This window comes from Spirosoma knui (genome assembly GCF_054780635.1).
Genome location: NZ_BAAGVY010000005.1, coordinates 16,419 through 34,028, shown reverse-complemented (window position 1 = coordinate 34,028; position 17,610 = coordinate 16,419). Strand labels below are relative to the sequence as shown.

At 50.5% G+C, this 17,610-nt stretch carries 13 protein-coding genes; 6 read left to right on the top strand and 7 right to left on the bottom strand.

The genetic code is table 11. From position 1 onward, the window contains the following. Window positions 1-100 precede the first annotated feature (100 nt). The 5 genes from ACYVIY_RS12480 to ACYVIY_RS12460 all read right to left on the bottom strand — a co-directional run bounded on the left by ACYVIY_RS12480 (window position 101) and on the right by ACYVIY_RS12460 (window position 6,034). A complete protein-coding gene (locus tag ACYVIY_RS12480) occupies window positions 101-970 on the bottom strand; it encodes a DUF4249 domain-containing protein (RefSeq protein WP_460976686.1) in 870 nt (289 codons plus the stop codon). Window positions 971-1,023: 53 nt separating this feature from the next. Then, window positions 1,024-3,456, bottom strand: coding sequence for a TonB-dependent receptor (locus ACYVIY_RS12475; protein WP_460976685.1), 2,433 nt, complete (start codon window positions 3,454-3,456; stop codon window positions 1,024-1,026). Window positions 3,457-3,655: 199 nt separating this feature from the next. Beyond that, entirely contained in the window at window positions 3,656-4,168 is a 513-nt protein-coding gene (locus ACYVIY_RS12470; protein WP_460976684.1) for an energy transducer TonB, read from the bottom strand. A gap of 51 nt (window positions 4,169-4,219) precedes the next feature. Then, window positions 4,220-5,101: a PPK2 family polyphosphate kinase gene (locus tag ACYVIY_RS12465; protein WP_460976683.1), complete on the bottom strand. Its 882-nt coding sequence runs from the start codon at window positions 5,099-5,101 to the stop codon at window positions 4,220-4,222. A gap of 51 nt (window positions 5,102-5,152) precedes the next feature. Next, on the bottom strand, window positions 5,153-6,034 hold the full coding sequence (locus ACYVIY_RS12460; protein WP_460976983.1) for a PPK2 family polyphosphate kinase: 882 nt from the start codon (window positions 6,032-6,034) through the stop codon (window positions 5,153-5,155). Window positions 6,035-6,215: 181 nt separating this feature from the next. Here ACYVIY_RS12460 and msrA point away from each other — a divergent pair, with 181 nt between their 5' ends. Continuing rightward, on the top strand, window positions 6,216-6,794 hold the full coding sequence (gene msrA, locus ACYVIY_RS12455) for a peptide-methionine (S)-S-oxide reductase MsrA (protein ID WP_460976982.1): 579 nt from the start codon (window positions 6,216-6,218) through the stop codon (window positions 6,792-6,794). A 220-nt stretch (window positions 6,795-7,014) separates the two neighbouring features. Here msrA and hisF read toward each other — a convergent pair whose 3' ends face one another. Both hisF and ACYVIY_RS12445 read right to left on the bottom strand, forming a co-directional pair. Next, window positions 7,015-7,776 carry an imidazole glycerol phosphate synthase subunit HisF gene (gene hisF, locus ACYVIY_RS12450; protein ID WP_460976682.1) on the bottom strand — a complete coding sequence of 254 codons (762 nt, stop codon included), beginning with the start codon at window positions 7,774-7,776 and terminating at the stop codon, window positions 7,015-7,017. Next, complete coding sequence (locus ACYVIY_RS12445) at window positions 7,776-8,195, bottom strand: GNAT family N-acetyltransferase (protein WP_460976681.1); 420 nt, start codon at window positions 8,193-8,195, stop codon at window positions 7,776-7,778. Before ACYVIY_RS12445 ends, hisF begins: the two co-directional genes overlap by 1 nt. Before the next feature lie 601 nt (window positions 8,196-8,796). Between ACYVIY_RS12445 and ACYVIY_RS12440 the strand changes: the two genes are divergently transcribed. The 5 genes from ACYVIY_RS12440 (at window position 8,797) to ACYVIY_RS12420 (ending at window position 17,449) form a co-directional block, all read left to right on the top strand. After that, window positions 8,797-9,444, top strand: a complete 648-nt coding sequence (locus ACYVIY_RS12440) for a response regulator (protein WP_460976680.1) — start codon at window positions 8,797-8,799, stop codon at window positions 9,442-9,444. A 100-nt stretch (window positions 9,445-9,544) separates the two neighbouring features. Beyond that, a complete protein-coding gene (locus ACYVIY_RS12435; protein ID WP_460976679.1) occupies window positions 9,545-11,293 on the top strand; it encodes an ATP-binding protein in 1,749 nt (582 codons plus the stop codon). Window positions 11,294-11,387: 94 nt separating this feature from the next. Next, on the top strand, window positions 11,388-14,618 hold the full coding sequence (locus ACYVIY_RS12430; protein ID WP_460976678.1) for a SusC/RagA family TonB-linked outer membrane protein: 3,231 nt from the start codon (window positions 11,388-11,390) through the stop codon (window positions 14,616-14,618). 95 nt (window positions 14,619-14,713) lie between these two features. After that, a complete protein-coding gene (locus ACYVIY_RS12425; protein ID WP_460976677.1) occupies window positions 14,714-16,285 on the top strand; it encodes a RagB/SusD family nutrient uptake outer membrane protein in 1,572 nt (523 codons plus the stop codon). A 78-nt stretch (window positions 16,286-16,363) separates the two neighbouring features. Beyond that, complete coding sequence (locus ACYVIY_RS12420) at window positions 16,364-17,449, top strand: IPT/TIG domain-containing protein (protein ID WP_460976676.1); 1,086 nt, start codon at window positions 16,364-16,366, stop codon at window positions 17,447-17,449. Window positions 17,450-17,610: the final 161 nt, after the last annotated feature.

Genomic DNA, 17,610 nt, shown 5'->3' with positions numbered 1-17,610 from the left:
TCGTACTGCTCGTGGTACCAGGTATACTTGTAAATCAACTGATAGAAGGCGTTTTCTCAAAGCAAACACCGTCCGTATACCCTTAAGCCGACGAATCGTTTTACTGCCGAATGTTCTCGTTCTGAACGATTGCCGTACGCCGACGAACGGCTGAGGCCACAAAAAATCCGGTGGCTTTGCGTCCGCTGGGATTCGCGTTGACGATGTTCGTTGGCACATTAGCGGGTGGGGTAGCAAACAAGCCTCCATTCGTGATCTGCTGCCTAAACTGCTGCCAGAACTCAAACGCTTCGGCCGTTAACGACTGAACTTCTATATCTACGACGTCATTCAGCTTGAATAAACTGTCTGGATTCGCCGACTGCCGAATGGGTCGGATAAATATCAGACCGTCGGTATCAGCGCTGCCCGGAAACGAAGCATCTTCAACCGTCGTAATATCACCGGGCTTATTCTGAAGTTCACCATTCTGGAAATAACGGATGCGGTAGTAGTCGCGTGCGCCCGCGAAGTCCCGCGCAAAAAATTCAGCCCGGTAGCCTTCCGTGGATGAAAACGGATTCAGCTTTTCTTTCCGGAACACAATCGAATCGACAGTGGGCACCCGATTCATTCGCGATGATGCTTGGTAGGTTTCCCCCTGGAACGTAATGCTCAGGTTATACGTCCGCCCGATACGTCCCAACGTGTCTTTACCGGTCGGCTGCCAAACGTAATAACCGTCGTTATCGGGGTCAGTAAAATCAAACACCTTACCCAGATTATCCGTAACCGTTACGGTTGCCCCAGTTGCAACCGGCGGAGTTCCGTTGTTGAAATACGCAGCCGTTTGCGTCAACCGAATCGTCTGCGGACCGGATTGGTCGGTCAGCGTACCATCTACCGACAATTGCGCAGGTCCCTCGTCAAGTTTCGCATCGATAACCGTTTCGCAGCTCGTAAGCGTAAACGCAGCAACGACGGTTATCATCCATAAAAGTTGAGAAGTCAATCTATACATAAGTGACATGATGCCAGAACGTCTTAGAATTTGAAATTGTAGGTTATCGACGGAATTACCGTCGCGAAAATCGAGTACCGTATGGCTTCCGTGACGCGTGGGCTGTCTGTGTTAGGTTGGAAAAACACCGAGAACGGGTTCTTGCGAGCGTACACGTTATAGACCGAAAATACCCAGTTATCGTCTTTCCGCTTGCCGGGCCGACGCCGTCCCTGTAGCGTGGCCGCCAGATCGAGTCGGTGATACGCCGGAATTCGATAGTTGTTACGTCCATTTATCACCTGACCCACGAACCCGCCGTATTCAAATCGATTCGTCGGGAACGTAGCGGGCGTGCCGCTGGCCAGCGTGAACGTAGCCGAGAAATTCCAGCGCTTGGCCTGCGGTGGATCGAACAGCAGGACCGACGTTAACGTATGGCGTTTGTCGAACCGGGTTGGAAACCAGTCTCCGTTGTTGATACCATCTACCTGCCGTTCCGTTTTGGCCAGCGTGTAACTGATCCAGCCGTTCACAACGCCCGTATTTCGTTTTACGTAAAATTCAGCGCCGTAGGCACGCCCTTTTCCACTTAGCAGATCGCCTTCCAGAAACTGGTTCAGGATGAGCCGGGCTCCGTCGATGTAGTCGATCTGATTTTGCAGCCATTTATAATAGACCTCTACGGAAGCCTCAAACTCGCTGCCGGACCCGTTAACCGAGCCGCCGAAGTTTTTGAAGAAGCCGGCCGCCACCTGGTCGCCGATCTGTGGTTTGATGTTATTCGTCGACGGCGTCCATATGTCGAGGGGCGTAGATGCACTTGTGTTTGAAACCAGGTGAATGTACTGCGCCAGTCGGTTGTAGCTCAGTTTTAACGAGCTGTTGCCACTCAGTTCATATTTAGCTGAAAAGCGGGGTTCCCAATTGCCGTAGGTCTCAATAACGTCGCCTTGCTCATAGGACCGGATAGAGGTAAGCGGACGTCTCAATCCGGCGGGGCCAGCCGTTGAAAACGTATAGGCCTGGCCGGGACCGATGTAGCTGAAAAGCGAATACCGCAATCCGTACTGAAGTTGCAGTTTCGGCGATACCTGCTGTTCATTGCCAACGTACAGGGCGTTCTCTAAGCCGTACTTATTCGACAAGCCAAAGGTTCGCACATCGCCCGAGCTGGCGGCCGTTGCCGTACCCGGCTGAAAATCGTGCAGAATACTTTGTCCCCCGAACGTAATGGTGCTTTTACCCAAAAACAGCGAAAAGTCAGGTTTGATGCTGTAGTCGACTATGCGGGAGTTCGTCCGGAAATAATCGTTGGCGTTCTCGGGTTTCCGCTTCAAATCGCTGTCAAGCGAGTAGTCGTAGTTGCTGTAATACGCGGTTGTATTCAAAAAGAGCTTATCGCTGAATACGTGATTCCAACGAGCCGAGAGTGTGGTATTGCCCCAGTTAAATCCAAAATCAGCCCCAAACACATCGCGACCGAGATAACCCGACAGAAACACCGTGTTTTTATCGTTGATGCGGTAATTACCCTTGGCCGTGAGGTCGTAAAAATAGAACTTGGAACCTCTCAGGTCTTTGTTCAGAAAAGGTTGAGCCAGAATATCGGCGTATGACCGACGGGCGGCTACGATAAACGAGCCTCTTCCCTTAAATAACGGCCGCTCATACGACAACCGGCTGAAAATTAAACCTATACCGCCATTGAGTTCCGGTTTCTTAGCGTTGCCTTCTTTCAACCGCACATCCAGGATCGACGCAATCCGGCCGCCGTAATTAGAGGGAATACCGCCTTTGATGAGCTTGACATCTTTTACCGCATCCGGATTGAATACCGAAAAGAAGCCGAACAGGTGAGACGAGTTATAGACCGGCGCTTCGTCGAGCAGCACCAGGTTTTGGTCGATGCTTCCGCCCCGAACGTTAAATCCAGTCGCGCCCTCCCCTACCGTCGATACGCCGGGCAGCAGCTGAATGCTACGTACTACGTCAACTTCGCCCAAGAGAGCCGGGATGCGCTGCAAGGTTTTCACATCGATTTTATTGACGCTCATCTCGATGTTTTTGACGTTATCGTCTTCGCGCTTGGTCGATACGACAACCTCCTGAAGCTGCTTGCCTTCTTCCTTTAATTCCAGATCGAGCCGAAGGTTACGGTCGGTCAGAGTTACGGTTTTTGTTTGCTTTTCGTAACCGACATACGTAATAACCAGGTTATAAGCGCCCGGCGGGACCGTAACGGCATAAAAACCATAGCTGTTGGTGACGGCTCCCGTTGCCGTTTCTTTTACGTATACCGATACGCCAATCAGGCCCTCGCCGTTGGCAGCATCTTTGATGTAGCCGCTAACGGTTAATTTCTCCTGCGCCGTGGCGCGATTGTTTACGTTCTGGTCGTTCTGCGCTCTAACGTCTGGTACTGGTGACAGAATATAAAAGAGACAGATTGTCCAAAGTAGTACGTTGTATTTCATGGAGTTAATAAATGCGCCACCAACCTATTAGTCAGTAGTTTGCTTATTCCTGTAGTGACAACGCAAAGTTAAAGGCAAAAGATAGCGACTTGGCTAAATTTTAGATGAAACCGCTAAAGCAAAGGCTGAACGGTCCTGCCCATTGGACAGAATCAATAAATGGCCATTTGTCTGAATCAGTCGAAGCCTCCCGAAGGGACTAATAATAACGGCGTTCTGGCGTATGCAAAGGCGAAGGCGTTAAGGTGCCGTTATGTCGGTAGGTCCGGCTATTGCCTGTAACCCGCATAGGCTTCAGCAATATGCGCCCTTGCTGATAAAGAGGGGGTAGACTCTGCCCAGAAGCGAGCAACGGTTCTGCACTTTCGTTGTAATTAATGTAGGCAAAATCAATTGGCAACACGTACTGTCCGGCGTACCGGGGCTGAAGCGGAGGCAAGGCCGTAAGTCCTTTCCGTACCGTTTCGGTAAAGCCATACTTCGGATCGCCACTACCCAGCACCTGCACCCCTTCTATGTGCCCTCGCTCATTGACGGTAAAGCAAGCGTAAACGCGTCCGTACACGCCGGTTTGTTCCGCTAAAACCGGATACCGGATCTGACGCCCCAGAACCGTTTTGAACACCGGATCTTCGGTTAACGAGATCGACTGAGCGCCTGCACTACGCATCCCAATGAATATAACCAGGAGTGCCAGCTTTAATGAATTCATGGGCAGCGCTGTTCAGGCTAAAGTTTGATGCTCTAAAGTAATCAAAAGCAATTACTTATTGTCCTGTTTCTCAATCTGTTTGATCAGGGAATTAGCTTTCGCTTTCTCGGTCTTCGGAAACTCGGTTGGCAATGCTTCCAGAATATCCGTCAGGATGTGGGCGATGATCAGCTGTTGGTTAGGCCGGTCGTCGCTTGGGATCACGTACCAGGGATTTTGCCTTGTTGCGGTGGCATTTATGGTGTCTTCATACGCCTGCATGTATTCAGGCCAGAACTGCCGCTCTTCCAGATCGTTTTCGCTGAACTTCCACTGCTTCTCCGGATCGTTCAGGCGCGCAATGAGCCGCTTACCCTGCTCTTCCTTGGACACGTGCAGGTAGAACTTGACAATTGGAAAGCCATTTCGGAACAGGTAATCCTCGAAGTGAATAATGTCGCCGAAGCGTTGCTGCCAGAGCGTTTTGTCGTTGGCAGGCAGCAGATTTTCAGGAATCGACTGGTCGCGCAGCCGATCGGGATGGACACGTAACGCGAGCACCTCTTCGTAATACGAGCGGTTGAACACGCCGATGTTTCCACGTTCGGGCAACTCCTGCCAGAACCGCCACAAAAAGTCATGTTTCAGGTCTTCGTCACCGGGCTTTTTAAACGGCACCATCTTAAACCGAGACGGATTAACACCCCGGAATACGTGCCGAATACTACTGTCCTTACCCGCGGCATCCATCGCCTGAAAAACCACCAGCAACCCATATTTTTCGTGAGCGTGCATTCGGTTTTGGGCCTGATCCATGCGGGCGGCCAGGCTGTCGAGCTGTCGCCGGTGATCGGCTTCGTCGGTGTAAAGCGGATCAAGTAGAGTTGGCGTTTCAGCGGTCAGAAATTTTCGTTTTCCTACGTAACGAAATGACGAGATCGGCGGCTGTTTCATAATGAGTTGGTTTTTCTCGTCAGATTCCGAAGTTTCTTGTTGGCTCAATCGCTACTGAGCCTGAATGACAGGAATGAGTTTTTGTAATTCGTTGAAGCGCTCCTGATCGGGTTCTGGTTCTTTGATAGGCATCTTTTCCAGTTCCTCGATCAGGATTCGACCAACCAGCAGGCGCATATTCTTTTTATCGTCGGCAGGAATCACGTACCAGGGAGCCTTGTCAGTGGCTGTTTCATTGATAGCGTCTTCGTAGGCTTTCTGATAGTCGTCCCAGAACGCCCGTTCTTTTACATCTCCTTCGTCAAATTTCCAGTTTTTGGCTGGGTCCTTAATGCGGGCGATAAGCCGATCGGCCTGCTCTCCTTTAGATACGTGCAGGTAAAATTTAATGGTCGGAAAGCCGTTCTGGTGCAAGAACTTTTCCATCTGCCGAATCGCCTTATACCGACGCTTAAAGAGCTTGTCCAGATCTTCCGTGGCTTTGTCGGGCAATCGCTGACTCTCGGTTAAAATCTCCGGATGAACTTTGGTTACCAGCACTTCTTCGTAATACGAGCGGTTGAAAATTCCAATTGTGCCCCGTTCAGGTAACTCCCGCCAGCTTCGCCACAAGAAATCGTGGTCAAGCTCCTGTTCGGTCGGTCGTTTGAACGAATACACGCGTACCCCCGTCGGGTTCGTACCGGTAAATACGTTCTGGATGGTTCCGTCTTTACCCGCAGCATCCAACGCCTGAAAGATGACCAGCACGCCAAACCGATTGTGGGCGTACAGGCGGTTCTGCCACTTGTCGATCTGAGCCGCCTGCTCACGTAGCAGCTGTTCGTACTGATCGTCGTCTTTGTAGAGGTCATCTACTTTGGTGGGCGCTTTTTTGATTTTAATGGGTTCGGAGCCGTCGTAGCGGAAGCGGTTGGTGTCGAAGTCTTTCACGGAGTCGGAGCGCAAACTTTACGCCGAAGAGTTACGTTGTCTATGTATCGTACAACCACAAACCAACTCAATGGTTGCAACTGCGCTTCGTAAACACGTAACGGTGTTGGCCACCGCTTTTTTGTCGGCCCTGGGGCTGGCGGTTCAGGCGCAACCGGTCAATCAACAGAAATCAACAACTATGACGACGAATCAATCGACTACATTAGAGAAAGCCACGTTCGGAACGGGCTGTTTCTGGTGTACAGAAGCTTTGTATGAATCGCTGGATGGCGTTCTGGACGCGGTGTCTGGCTACGAAGGCGGTCAGAAACCCAATCCGACGTATAAAGAAGTATGCACGGGGACAACCGGCCATGCCGAATGCGTTGAAGTGACCTACGACCCCAGCAAGATCACGTATCAGGAACTGCTGGAAGCGTTCTTCCGCAGCCATGACCCAACGACCTTAAACCGCCAGGGAGCCGATGTCGGTACGCAGTATCGCTCGGTGATTTTCTACCACACCGATGAGCAGAAACAACTGGCCGAAACAGCGAAAGCAGAACTGAACAAAGCCGGTGCCTACGCGAATCCGATTGTTACGGAGATCAGCCCCGCCACTACCTTCTACGAAGCGGAAGCGTATCACCAGAGTTATTTTGCCAACAACCCTGAGCAGGGCTATTGCGCCTTCGTGATTGCGCCCAAGCTCGATAAGTTTAAGAAAGTATTCAAGGAGAAACTGAAGCCTGCGGAAACAGCAACCGCCAAGTTTTAGAAACGCTTACTAAGCCCCGAATTCGGGGCTTTTTTATGGCTTGATAGAGTTAGTACGGCGCAAATCGTTGTGCCTTTTTAGATATAATCAGCTTTGGTTAACGAACAGTAAAAGCTGCTCCTATTCAAAAAGAGCAGCTTTTACTGCGAAATTCTAGTGTAATAAGTATTCCTTTCCTGACCATCCGATTGAATCTGATACCTTTCAGCTTCAACTTCTATCAGTTTGTGATGCGCATTTCGATACCTCGCTCGCGCAGATAGCCTTTCAGGGCAGGAATTTCAATTTCTTTGAAGTGAAAGATACTGGCCGCTAATCCGGCGTCCGCTTTGCCCGTTGTAAACACATCGACAAAGTGGTCCATGGTACCAGCCCCACCCGACGCAATGACCGGGATGTTGGCACTTCCCGAAATTTCAGCCGTTAGGTCAATCGCGAAACCGGCCTTGGTGCCATCGGTATCCATCGACGTCAGCAGAATTTCCCCCGCTCCCCGGTTCTCGACTTCCTTCGCCCAGGCTATTGTACGTAACTCCGTTGGTTTTCGTCCGCCATGGGTGTGAACAATGTGTTCGTTGTCTACGTAACGCGTATCGATGGCGACAACCACGCACTGACTGCCAAACTCAAGCGCCAGCTCATCGACCAGGTCGGGGTTACGTACGGCCGATGAGTTGATCGAAATTTTATCGGCTCCGGCATTCAGCAGCGCTGATACGTCGGCTACAGACGAGATACCGCCCCCAACAGTAAACGGAATATTGATGGTATGCGCTACATTGCGCACCAGGTCAATCAGCGTTTTTCGCTCATCAACGGTTGCTGTAATATCGAGAAAAACCAGTTCGTCGGCACCCTGTTCGGCATAGGCCGCGGCCAGCGCAACCGGATCACCGGCATCGCGCAGGTTAACAAAATTTGTTCCTTTTACCGTACGACCTTCTTTAATGTCGAGGCAGGGAATAATACGTTTCGTGAGCATCAGTAGGATGTAAATGCTTTAATAGACATTGTATTTTCTGGATTATCAACAGCTTCAAAGCCAAACTGCCGGTATAAGCCGTGCGCATCGCGGGTGACCAGCATCATCCGGCGTAACCCCTGCAAGGCAGGATAAGCCATAATAAACGTCATAAGTTTCTTCGACAACCCCTTACCCCGATGCTTGGGCAGAATAAATACGTCGGCCAGGTAGCCGAACGTAGCCAGATCGGTCACCACGCGCGCAAAGCCCACCTGCTGCTCCCCGTCATATACCCCAAAGCAAACCGAGTTGTCGATCGAGCGCTGAACAATGTCCAGCGGAATGTTTAAGCACCAGTAAGCCTCCTGACTCAGGAACTGATGAATGAGGGGTATGTCCAGTTTAGCTTTATCAGCGCTGACTACGTACGCAGACATGGATGAGTGGTGGTTTTTTCAGACTGTAAATATCGCACTTTAGACTTTATCAACTGACGATCAGATCACTGTACTAATCCTATATAATTTGTAGAAAAATTTACCCAATTCGCTCGAAATTAAGAAACGTATTCGCGGCAGAAATGCGTTACTAATGTAACTCTATCCTACTCTTTCTTAATTATCTATCACCAACTAGTTTCGATTGTTGAACTTGTTTTGTATAGCCGACAATGCCAGGTCTTTCTGCAATGTATAGTCGATGTGTGAGTACCAGAAGCGGCTAACGTAACGGCGTTGAGCCTGAACTACTAATTAAATACGGTCTTAAGATGCGGCAGAAAACTAGGGTACTTAGGGTTAACCCTAAATTTTATAAAATGGGGTTTTCACTATTCCTGAACGTGGCCTTTAGTCCTAATTTTGCTAAGTAAAGTTCAAAAAGAGACACTATTTCCTTCCTAAATCTACTAAATACGGTTTCAAATACTTAGTAACTGGCTGAACAGGTGGTCGTTTGAATACGGACATTCTCATCAAAATTCAACTACGATAGCTCCAAAATAATCCGCCTGCTGTTGACAAGAACTATTCTAACTAAATGATACGAGTACTAATTGCGGATGACCATAACGTATTTGTCGAAGGTATAGAGTCGCTGGTATCGGGCTCATCCGAAATTGAAGTGGTTCAACGCTGTTATGACGTCTCTTCGGTGATTAAGTCGTTAAGACAGATTCCGATCGATGTTGTATTACTGGATATTTCCTTTCCGCAGATTGATGATGGACTAGGTCTTTGCGAACTGATTACCCGATCGCATCCAACGATTAAAGTGATTGCGCTAACGATGCACGACGACGCCAGTTTGATTAAACGGGTCGTAAAAAAAGGAGCGAAAGGCTACCTATTGAAGAATACAACCAAGATTGAGTTGCTTCAGGCCATACGTACCGTGCATCAGGAGAGGCAGTACTTCAACGAGACGATTATGCACATTCTCCTCCACGACGAGGGCAAAACCCGAAAGTCGCTGGCGGGCAGCAGTTCAAGACCGAACCTGACACCGCGAGAATCGGAAGTGTTGAATCTGATTGCGCAGGGATTAACGACTCAACAGATGGCGACGCAATTGTTTGTCAGCACCAAAGCCGTCGAGTTTCACCGCAGCAGTTTGCTCATGAAGTTTGGCGTTCCGAACACGGCTCTGCTCATCAAGACCGCCATGCAGATGCAATGCATTGAGTAACAGACGCTGGATTCAGCCAAATCAACTCGTTAACAACACTTAGTAAAGCAGCTACACGCTCTGGAGAGCAGCCGAAATACGCTCACTAGTGCCTGATTTAATGAAAACGTTCCTGGGAACCTTCCTGCTTATTGTATTAACCGGCCTACTCCTCCAGAGTAAGGCAGCAGGCGATGCATTGCCCATGGAGCAAGTAAAAAAACTGATCAAGCAGTTGCTGGCTGACCAAAACTATAAGCAGGCCGCTACGGCGTACGACCGCCTAGGTGGGCTTTACCATCAGCAATACGGCTATAATAAGTATACAGTGGACGCTTATTTCAATGCGCTTAAATACTACAGCTTAGTGGGTGACTCACTGGGCTATTACACCGAGCACATTGCCATTGGCGATTACTACTCGCACGACGACTTCATGCAGTCGTCGGCGGAGAAATATTTTAACAAGGCGCTCCAATTTTTCGAGCGCACGCGTCGGGTACCCCAAATTATTGAGTGCCGGTTAGGTCTGGCAAACATCGCTCAGAAGAAAGAGCCAATGGACACGAATCTGCTTACGCAATTGCGTAAAACCGAACAAATGAGTGCTCGCCACAAGCAGCGCTATTTTCAGGCTTTTGCGCAAAATCTGCTGGCGAATACGTACTCCCGGGCCAAGCAGCCCGACTCGGCTCAGTACTTCGCCAACCAGAGCCTGGTCTTGGCAAAACAGCTGAACGTGAGCTGGCTGATTGCCTTAAATCACTTTTACCTGGGTATTGTCGAGCAGTTTAGGAATCGCCCGAAAGCTGCGCTGGAAGCTTATCAAAAAAGCTATGCCTTGGCTAAAGCCGAGAACAACGTAGCGATGCTGCGTGAACTGGCCAAACATTCGGCCTATAGCTACGCCAGCATGGGTGATTATAAAAATGCCTACACCGTCTCGCTGGAGTCGATGGATTTTGCCGATAAATTTTATACGTCCGAACAGACCAAAAGCATTCGTCTACAGGAATTAGACAGTCAGATTAAAACCCTGGCCGTTGAGAAACAACTCATTGAACAACAAAGCAATCATCAACGCATGCTGAATTCAGCCCTGATCGCTGTCCTGATTATAAGTGTGCTGGGTGTGGCAGCCCTGGTGTTTTTGCGTCGCCAGCAGAAACTGATTACGCACCAGCAGTCCGTGATTGCGCAGCAGCAAATCCGGCAGCTGGAGCTGAAGTCGCTGCAAGCGATGATTGAAGGCCAGGAAAGCGAACGTAGTCGGATTGCCCGTGATCTGCACGATGGACTGGGTATTCAACTGTCCCGGATCAAGTTATTCGTCGAAGCGCATCAGGAACAACTTCCGGTGTCGGTGAAGGACCCGCTGAACCAGTTCCTGGACGAAGCCTGCACCGAAACGCGGCTGATCTCGAACGATCTGCGCCCCTACGCCCTCTCGACGTTTGGCCTCGTGCCCGCCCTCGAAGACCTGGTTCAGAAGCTGAATCTGGTCAACGAGACGAAGCTGTTTCTGGAACATTACGGTGAGACCTTGGCGCTGGGCGACGAAGCGTCGGTTATGATTTACCGGGTGGTGCAGGAGTTGCTGAACAACGCCCTGAAGCACGCCCAGGCAACGACAATTACCGTACAGATTATGGCCAATGATGAAACGCTGCTCGTCAGTGTCGATGACGACGGGCAGGGTGGTGACTTTTCGGAAGAGTCCTCGAAAGGCAACGGCATCGCTAACATCAAGTCCCGGATCGACTACCTGGGCGGCCAGGTCATGTGGCAGAGCGAAGCCCGGCGGGGCACCTCAGTCATGATCTCATTACCCATGCAAAAACTAATTAAACCAACTCCTATACTGGCGTAACACACATTCAGGCGATTTGATGGATCGTCTGGCGGAACGTATCCGATTTTGTCTACCATCCCTATTAACATACTTATATTAATTTGTTCCTCATATGATTAAACATGTGCTTTCAGGCGTCGTCCTGCTGAGCAGCTGGCTAACCGTCAGCGCCCAGGATCGAACGATGATAAGACCAGTCTCCGATCGAAACGGAGCTGCATTAGCGACCACAAAGGGCGCTAAGACGAGTATCATCACCGCCCCGTCGGACACTAAAGCCCTTATCAAAGGGACCGTATCCGACGAGAAAGGCAACACGCTTCCCGGCGCTACTGTATCCGTAAAAGGCACCCAGATCGGTACCACAACGGACATCAACGGCGCATTCTCTCTCAACATGCCCGCGGGTGCCAAGACCATCGTTATTTCCTTTATCGGGATGAAAACCCAGGAGGTTGAGGTCGGCACGCGCACCACGCTGAACATTACGTTGCTAACCGCCGACCAGTCGCTCGACGAAGTGGTGGTAATCGGGTACGGTACGGCAAAACGGGCCGACGTTACGTCGTCGATCACGACCATTAAGGCAACCGAACTTAAAGACATTCCGGCTGCCGGTGTCGATCAGCTCCTGCAAGGGAAAGCCGCCGGTGTGACGGTAACCAGCAACGGTGGCCAGCCGGGCGGTGGCGTTTCGGTAAAAGTACGCGGTGTTACGTCGATCAACAGCAACGATCCCCTTTTCGTAATTGATGGTGTTCCGTTCGTTGGTGGTAATACGTCGTCTAGCTCGGGTTATGCGGGCCTGGGCGGTGGCGATGGGCAAACCGGAAACAGCGTCATGGCCATGCTAAACCCGAACGACATCGAGTCGATCGACGTATTGAAAGATGCGTCGGCGCAGGCGATTTACGGTTCGCAGGCAGCCAATGGCGTTATTCTGGTTACAACCAAGAAAGGCAAATCGGGCGAAGGCAAGATCAACTACGAAATGTATACAGGCGTTTCGGAAGTGGCTCGTCGCCTGGATTTGATGAACCTGCGCGATTTCGCCCGGTACCAAAACGAAGTGTTGCCGATCATCGGTAACCCCGTTGCCGACGAGTTCAAGAATCCGGATCTGCTGGGTACGGGTACCGACTGGCAGGAAGCGATGTTCCAGCGCGGAACCATCAATAACCAACAGTTAAGCTTCTCGGGCGGTAAAGACAAAACGACGTATTACCTGTCGCTGAACTACTTCCAGAACAAGGGTATCCTGCTGGGCTCAGATTTCAAACGGTATTCGTCGCGGTTCAGCCTTGACAACCAATTGAAAAGCTGGGCGAAAGTAGGTCTGAGTGCCAACGTATCGCGCAGCATTCAGAACGTATCGCTGGCCGATGCCGCCGAAGGTACGATCTGGTGGGGTGCTTCAACCAGCCCGCTTATTCCGGTGAAAAATCTGGACGGTTCGTGGGGCGGTGGCCAAACGGTTGGTGGCGTACAGTACAACAACTCGAACCTGGTTGGAAACAGCCAGTACCGCGGCAACACCAAAACGACGAACAACATCTTTGGTAGCTTATACGCCGAACTTCAGTTCACCAAAGACTTGTCGTTACGTAACGAACTATCGTACTCGCTGGGTCAGGACAACAACGTAGCGTTCCAGAAAGCTGGTAACGTAGGTGGTACGTCGTTCCGGAGCAAATTGATCGACTCCCGTTCAGATAGCTATTACTGGTCGTTGACAAACTATCTGACGTACAACAAGTACGTTAAGAAGCATGGCATTCAGGCAACCGTTGGTCATCAGGCGCAGAACTCGTATTACCAGGCGATTTCGGGTACTAAAGTTGACCTGCAGGCGAACATTTTTGACCTGAACACGGGTAGCGCCGATCAGACCACCTGGGGACTCGGTGGTGGTAAAGGACAGTGGGCGATGGAATCGTGGTTTGCGCGTGCCAACTATACCTACGACGACCGTTTCTCGCTTTCGGCCAGCTTCCGGGCGGATGGTTCGTCGAACTTCGGGCCGAACAACCGGTGGGGTTACTTCCCGGGCGTATCGGCAGGCTGGACGATCTCGAACGAGAAGTTCATGAAAGGCGCTATCGCCAATACGTTGAGCTATGCTAAACTGCGCTTAGGATACGGGGTTGTGGGCAACCAGAACTTCCCCGGTGGTGCACCGAACCCGGCTTATGTTGGCGCTGTGCAGTTCTTCTCGGGTCCGGTCGGTTTCGGTTCGTCGAACATGATCAACGGGATTCCGAATCCGAACCTGAAATGGGAATCGGTGAAAACGGCCAACGCGGGTGTTGACTTAGGCTTCTTCAACGGCCGTATCGACGCTACCATCGACGTGTATAAGAAAGTAACGTCGGACATGATCATCTTCCTGACCGGTCCGAACCTGATTGGGGTTGGCGATCAGTGGGACGATCTGAAAGCTCCGCTGGGCAACGCGGGTCAGATGACCAACACCGGGGTTGACATCGGTCTGACAACGACGAACATCAAACGGGGTGATTTCAGCTGGAAAACGAACGTTGTTTTCACGCAGTTCACCAACAAATACGACAAAGCTGCGAGTGCTGCTTCGGCGCTTGATGGTAAGGTGTATTACAACAACTATCTGGTTACGCACACCACACCGGGTCGTCCGGTCGGTTCGTTCTGGGGTCTGGTTACCGATGGTCTGTTCCGCACACAAGCAGATCTCGACAATAGCCTTCCCCAGTTTGGCTATAAAGTCAACCAAACGGAAACCTGGTTGGGCGACATCCGCTTCAAGGACATCAACGGTGATGGCAAGATCGACGCGCAGGATTACACGTACATCGGCAGTCCGCTACCGAAGTTTACCTGGGGTCTAACCAACTCCCTGAACTATAAGGACTTCGATTTCTCGCTGTTCTTACAGGGAAGTCAGGGCGCTAAAGCCTTTAACTTCCTCCGCTGGCAGTTGGAAGGCCTGAACAATGCCTACACAAATCAAATGAATACCGTAACGGATCGTTACACAGCCGACAATACGGATGGTGCGTTGCCCCGGTTCACGAACACGAACAAAAACAACATCGCCATGTCGGACCGCTACGTAGAGGATGCTTCGTACGCACGTATCCAGAACATCACCCTAGGTTACCGCCTGCCGAAGAACCTGCTGGGTAAAGCGAAAATAGCTAACCTGCGGGTTTACGGGTCGATTCAGAACCTGAAGACGTTCACGAAGTATTCGGGCTACGATCCAGAAATTGGTGCCTTCAATAACAGCATCAAGCTGATGAACGTAGATACGGGTCACTATCCGAACCCACGTACATTCACCGTAGGCGCGAATCTGCAATTCTAAACATTGACTGAATGAGTGATTTAGCGATTATGCGAACAACGCTGATATACTAATCACTAAATCGCTCATTTACTCAATCACTCAATACATAAGACATGAAACGTAATTTCATATATGCAGCGCTGCTGGCTCCGGTTCTCCTTCTGAGTGCCTGCAAAGAAAATTTCATCGAGCGCCCTTCGTTATCGGGTACGACAACCGGTAACTATTACAACAATGCCGATGAGGTACGGGCCGCTACCAGCACCCTGTACAGCGGTCTGCCCTGGCGGAACTACGAAAGCCGGGCGCAGGATGCCATCGGCGACGTAATGTCGGGTAACATGTTTACCTATACCGATGTGGAGTACCTGAATTTCACCGTTTCGTCGGCATCCGAGCGGATTGGCGCGGCCTGGGGTGCTTTCTACAAAATCATTGGGTATTCGAACGTAATGATCAAAACCTTCGAAGAGAAGAAGGCAGCTGGTGGTGGCGCGGCTTACTTAGACCCAGCCATTGCTGAAGCACACTTCATTCGGGGTATGCTGTACTTCTACATCGCTCGTACGTGGGGTGCCGCGCCAATCATCACCGATCCAGGTGAAACGGCTCTGTCGGGTAACTTCAACATTCCGCGTTACCAGCAAAAAGACGTACTCCGGTTCGCTTTGGAAGAATTGCAGCAGGCAGAAGCCGGTTTGCCAGAATCAGACGTTCCGGGCCGGGTGACGAAATATGCCGCCAAAGCGATGATGGCAAAGCTGTATCTGTATAACAAAGACTACGCAAACGCAAAAACGAAAGCGCAGGAAGTTATTCAGTCGGGCAAGTACTCGCTGGTAAACGATTACAGCGGCATGTTCACGAAGATGGGCATGAACAACAACAACGAAGCGATCTTCTCGATTCAGCACCAGTTAGCTCAGGACCCATGGGGTACGGGTAACATCAAAAACCCAGACCGTGGCGCAGGTGCGTTACGTACCGCCGAAGCGGATGCCTGGGAAATGTACGTTCCGTCGCTGGACATGCTGAAAGAATACGAATTCGGTGATCTGCGCCGGAAATGGTCTGTAATGGAGCATGGCTGGACCAACCCGAACTGGAAACCACAACGTGCGAATGCGCCTAAGTACAACGCATTCATGGCGGGCGGATTCAAATATGACACGCTTCAGCCAACGGAAGATGGGGGTAGCCTTAGCCCAACGCGTGCCAACCTCGTCAAGTACTTTGCCGGACCAGGTAAGAGCTTTGGGGGTGAAACTGTACTGGGTCAAAATTCAGGTAACAACGTTGTCTTGCTTCGCTACGCCGATATTCTGCTGATTTATGCTGAAGCTGTACTGGCGGGTGGAGCCTCGACAAGTGATGCCAGCGCACTCGATGCGTTCAACAAAGTACGGACTCGGGCCGGTTTAGTGGCGAAGACATCGATTACCAACGATGATATTTTGCACGAACGCCGGGTTGAATTTGCCTTCGAGGGTGATTACTGGTACGACATTCAGCGTCAGGGCTATGCTAAAGCGAAAGCCATCATCGAGAAGCAGAATCGCGGAACGGTAACGGCACCGACCTACATCACCAATTTCACCGAAGACAAAATGTTTCTGCCGATTCCGGCCGGTGAGATAGTTCAGGACCCAGAACTGGGTAAAGAGCCTGTTCCGTATTACAAGTAAGCAGTTGTCATTGGTGATTACTCAGTAAGAACAAATGAGTAATCATCAATGCTAAATGACCTAAAATTCAAGAGATCCATGAATTTCAAGAAATATATACCATTAGCCGGGCTGACGTTGTTGACCGGCCTGGCTCTCAGCTCCTGCGAGAAGGATACCGACGGGCGTCCTCAGGTTGCCCCCGGTAATCCAGTTGCCACGAAGATCATGCCTGATTCTGCTGCCAGCGGCTCGGTTGTTACGCTGACGGGCACGGGTTTGGGTGATATACGCACCATTGTTTTCGAAAAGCAGAACGTACCGGCGGGTTTCCAGCCTACGCTGAACACCGAAAACGCCTTGATTTTCCGCGTACCGAGCGAAGCGTCGGGCGGTATGCAGAACGTTACGTTCACGAACAGTGAAGGCAAATCAGTATCTGTACAGTTTAAAGTACTGGCTTACCCGACAGTAAACGACGTAACGAACTACAACTTCACTAATGGTACTGAGATTACAATCACGGGTAACAACTTAGATGACGTGAAGTCTGTAGCCATAGCCGATTCGATGAAGGGCATTTCGGATGAGGCTACAATCATCTCGAAAGAGAAGAAGCAGTTGGTCGTTAAGATGCCAGCTACTACGCTAAGCCGGGGTACATTGGCAATTACTAATGGTACCGGTCGCATTCGGACGAAGCAGGAGTTTATCAACACGGATAAAGCCTATGCAATCTTCACCGACGCGTACGGAACTGGCTTCCAGGATAATTCGTGGGGAGACGCGGGCGCTGTATCGACTAAAGAGTTTAAAACCGGCACCGCTTCGGTAGGCAAAACGTATCAGAAAGGCAACTGGCACTTGATTGGCCTGGCTAACTGGTCAGCGACTGCCCTTGAGTACTCGGCAGATTATACCTACGTAACGGGCTGGATCAAAGGTGGCTCGGCCGATTACTCGCTTTATTTGACAACCGATGCAGGCAAAGCAGGATTCGGCGACTTCGTTGACAAAAACAAGATCGACGTGAAAGCTGGGGTTTGGAATTACTTCAAACTTAAACTGTCTGACATCGATTTCTGGGTACCCGGCAAAACCTTGAAGCAAGTAGGCTTCCGAATCCAGGGACCTGACAAGCAGGATGAAACGTTCTATTTTGACGACATCATGCTGGTTAAATAAGCACAATTTTACTACAACAAGAGGCAAGTTAACTTGCCTCTTGTTGTATCAAGCCATTCCAAGTGAGGTACGCTTCATTCTCTTCCTACAAAGGCGTCAATAAACTTGATCAGCTAATGTAGCTTCCTTCAGGGGCTGGAAAGAGGAGAAAGTAAAAGCAT

What these genes read in the sequence shown, in the direction of transcription:
- ACYVIY_RS12480 (WP_460976686.1), bottom strand. Translation starts at nt 970, where the DNA reads ATGATAACCGTCGTTGCTGCGTTTACGCTTACGAGCTGCGAAACGGTT.
- ACYVIY_RS12475 (WP_460976685.1), bottom strand. Translation starts at nt 3,456, where the DNA reads ATGAAATACAACGTACTACTTTGGACAATCTGTCTCTTTTATATTCTG.
- ACYVIY_RS12470 (WP_460976684.1), bottom strand. Translation starts at nt 4,168, where the DNA reads ATGAATTCATTAAAGCTGGCACTCCTGGTTATATTCATTGGGATGCGT.
- ACYVIY_RS12465 (WP_460976683.1), bottom strand. Translation starts at nt 5,101, where the DNA reads ATGAAACAGCCGCCGATCTCGTCATTTCGTTACGTAGGAAAACGAAAA.
- msrA (WP_460976982.1), top strand. Translation starts at nt 6,216, where the DNA reads ATGACGACGAATCAATCGACTACATTAGAGAAAGCCACGTTCGGAACG.
- hisF (WP_460976682.1), bottom strand. Translation starts at nt 7,776, where the DNA reads ATGCTCACGAAACGTATTATTCCCTGCCTCGACATTAAAGAAGGTCGT.
- ACYVIY_RS12445 (WP_460976681.1), bottom strand. Translation starts at nt 8,195, where the DNA reads ATGTCTGCGTACGTAGTCAGCGCTGATAAAGCTAAACTGGACATACCC.
- ACYVIY_RS12440 (WP_460976680.1), top strand. Translation starts at nt 8,797, where the DNA reads ATGATACGAGTACTAATTGCGGATGACCATAACGTATTTGTCGAAGGT.
- ACYVIY_RS12435 (WP_460976679.1), top strand. Translation starts at nt 9,545, where the DNA reads ATGAAAACGTTCCTGGGAACCTTCCTGCTTATTGTATTAACCGGCCTA.
- ACYVIY_RS12430 (WP_460976678.1), top strand. Translation starts at nt 11,388, where the DNA reads ATGATTAAACATGTGCTTTCAGGCGTCGTCCTGCTGAGCAGCTGGCTA.
- ACYVIY_RS12425 (WP_460976677.1), top strand. Translation starts at nt 14,714, where the DNA reads ATGAAACGTAATTTCATATATGCAGCGCTGCTGGCTCCGGTTCTCCTT.
- ACYVIY_RS12420 (WP_460976676.1), top strand. Translation starts at nt 16,364, where the DNA reads ATGAATTTCAAGAAATATATACCATTAGCCGGGCTGACGTTGTTGACC.